Annotated in this window: 4 protein-coding genes and 1 riboswitch; of the genes, 1 reads left to right on the top strand and 3 read right to left on the bottom strand. The window is 69.4% G+C overall.

Translation table 11 applies throughout. The annotated features are described in order from the left end of the window. Positions 1–120: 120 nt before the first annotated feature. The 3 genes from ACFCY7_RS40330 to ACFCY7_RS40320 all read right to left on the bottom strand — a co-directional run bounded on the left by ACFCY7_RS40330 (position 121) and on the right by ACFCY7_RS40320 (position 2,073). On the bottom strand, positions 121–597 hold the full coding sequence (locus ACFCY7_RS40330) for a C40 family peptidase (protein ID WP_376491061.1): 477 nt from the start codon (positions 595–597) through the stop codon (positions 121–123). Between the two features lie 3 nt (positions 598–600). Then, a riboswitch (cyclic di-AMP (ydaO/yuaA leader) is annotated at positions 601–807 on the bottom strand. A gap of 314 nt (positions 808–1,121) precedes the next feature. Then, complete coding sequence (locus ACFCY7_RS40325; RefSeq protein ID WP_376491060.1) at positions 1,122–1,427, bottom strand: hypothetical protein; 306 nt, start codon at positions 1,425–1,427, stop codon at positions 1,122–1,124. Between the two features lie 7 nt (positions 1,428–1,434). After that, the gene (locus tag ACFCY7_RS40320; RefSeq protein WP_376491059.1) at positions 1,435–2,073 is read right to left on the bottom strand and encodes a ClpP family protease; all 639 of its coding nucleotides are present in this window, start codon (positions 2,071–2,073) and stop codon (positions 1,435–1,437) included. Positions 2,074–2,116: 43 nt separating this feature from the next. On the opposite strand from ACFCY7_RS40320, the gene ACFCY7_RS40315 reads away from it, so the two are divergent. Continuing rightward, positions 2,117–2,395: a type II toxin-antitoxin system Phd/YefM family antitoxin gene (locus tag ACFCY7_RS40315; RefSeq protein ID WP_367821744.1), complete on the top strand. Its 279-nt coding sequence runs from the start codon at positions 2,117–2,119 to the stop codon at positions 2,393–2,395. Positions 2,396–2,467 lie beyond the last annotated feature (72 nt).

Here is a 2,467-nt window from a genome sequence, read left to right as displayed (position 1 = left end):
CGTCGCCCGAAGGGCGGCCCCGCGGGGCCGACGGGAACGTGACGACAGGACCTAGGAGCGGGGCGGCGCCACCCCACTCCTCATCGCCGTCCGCGGGCCCGGCTCAGTGGCCGGGGGCCGTCAGCGGACGCGGCCGTAGTAGACCTTCGACGACCAGATCCTGTCGAGCTTCACCCAGGATCCCGTCTTGGGCGAGTGCCAGATCTTGCCGCCGCCGGCGTAGATCCCCACGTGGTAGACCCTTCCACCGGAGTGGAAGAAGACCAGGTCCCCCTGCTGTCTGCTGGACGCGGAGATGTGCCGGGTGTTGTTGTACTGCTGCTGCGCGGTGCGAGGCAGCCACTTGCCCGCCTTCTTGTACGCGTAGAGCGTCAGACCGGAGCAGTCGAACCGGGTGGGTCCGGTGGCTCCGTACCGGTAGGGCGATCCCTTCTTCGAGGCGGCGACGCTCAGTGCCGTGTTCGCGTGTGTGGTCGCTGCCTGGGCCTCCGGCGCCGCTCCTGGTGCGAGCAGCGTGCCGCCGACGGCGGCGAGGGTGAGAGCCGAGACGGCTCCGGCCCGGGACAGCAGGGACGGGACGTGCATCTGCGCAGTCATGCGCAACCCTTCGTCAGCCGCCTGCGAAGGATGACCTGTCGGGTTCGGGCTGGCGAAGATGCCCGGCCGCGGCTGCGGCTTCACCCCAAGGAACGGCCTCGCTGCCGGAACAGCGCGTTCGTCCCGTAAAAATCGGGTCCTCCACTCCTGCCGATCCAATCCTGTCGACCAGACGTCCGGGACGGCGGCAGGACTCGGCGTCCGCCCGGACCGCCCCGCCGCGGTGGCGGGGGCTTGTCGTCGTCAGGGATCTTGACCCACGACATGGGCGAAAACCGAGCTGAAACGGCGATATGTGAGGCTCCTCACGACTGATCCGTTCGGGTGGACAGGGACTCTTTGTGATCTTCGGAGGTTTGGCCGACGAGCCCCGCACCTGCGATGGAACGTTCGATTCCGCCAAATGCGTACACCTGTTGCGCAACTTGCCCGCTTGCTCTGTCGACTCGTCGACTACGCCGAACGAGGGAGGGAATCTGCGGTGCGCGTCGCCCGACCGGACCTCGACACGACACGCCGGAATGTCAACTCGCCCGAGTGCGGGGGACGGTGACCCGGTCGGCGCGGCGCTCGCCGTCCAACACCCGCAGGGCGCGCGCCAATGTGTCGGAGTGCACCTCGCTCTCGCCCCGCATATGCATGAGCGTCAGGGCCTCGCGCAGCGCCTCGGCGCGTCCCACCAGGGCTTGTGCCGCACGGAGTGCCCCATAGGTATGCGAACCCCTGGATGGATTGATTTTCCCCAGAAGGTCGACGACTTCGAGGTACGCGTCGACGAACTCGCCCTCGGCCCGCGTCAGGGCGGGCAGGGGCGGCGGCTCGGGAACCACGGCCGGCTCACCGCGCCGCGCCGCCGGCGGAGTCCCGCCGACTGGTGAGCACGTGGTCGACCAGGCCGTACGCGACCGCCGCCGGGGCGTCCAGGACCGTGAGGCGGTCGATGTCGGCGTCGATCCGCTCCCGGCTCCGGCCGGTGTGCTCGGTGAGCATGCCGGCCACCAGGGCCCGCAGCCGGAGCAGTTCGCGCGCCTGGAGGTCGAGGTCGCTCGGCTGCCCCCGCAGCGGCTCGTCCAGGGCGGGCTGTTCGAGCGTGACCCGGGCGCCGGGCAGCATCATGCGCTTGCCCGGGGTGCCGGCGGCGAGCAGGACGGCGGCGGTGAATCCGGCCTGCCCGAGGCAGGTGGTCTCCACGTCGCAGGAGAGCGTCCGCATCGTGTCGTAGATCGCGGTCATGGCGCTGATGGAGCCGCCGGGGGAGTTGATGTACAGCGAGACGTCCCGGCCCGGTGCCGCGTAGTCGAGGTGCAGCAGCTGGGCGATGACGTCGTTGGACGAGGTCTCGTCGATCGGCGTGCCGAGGAAGACGATCCGGGATTCGAGGAGTTTGGAGTACGGGTCGAGGGTGCGGGTTCCGAAGCCGGTCCGCTCCGTGAACTCGGGCAGGACATAGCGGGCGTCCATGACGGGCACCTCCATCTGTAAAAAATGTACAGGATGTACAGACCGTAAGATGTGGAGCATGACCTACGAGATCCCGGTGACGCAAGCCCGGGCCGAGCTCGCCGACCTCATCAACCGCGTCGTGTACGGCGGTGAGCGCGTCGTCGTCACCCGCCACGGGAAGCCGCTCGTCGCCCTCGTCTCCGCCGCTGACCTGGAGGAACTCGAGGCCGCGGAGAAGCCCGCCGACGAACAGGTGGTCAGTTCGGTCTCCGGCCTCCACGCGGTCGACTCCGCTCCCGGCGAACAGCGCCGTTTCGGCATCGCGGCCCACCACCGGGACCCGGGCGCTTCCTGAAGAACGCCGTGGACCCGGGCGCTCCCTGAACGGAAGCCGCGAAAGACCGCGTGCCCCCGACCGTCACGGTCG

The sequence above is a fragment of the Streptomyces sp. NPDC056361 genome, assembly GCF_042262805.1.
Classification (GTDB): domain Bacteria; phylum Actinomycetota; class Actinomycetes; order Streptomycetales; family Streptomycetaceae; genus Streptomyces.
Note: the sequence above shows the minus strand (reverse complement) of the source record. Positions and strands in the feature narration are given on the sequence as shown.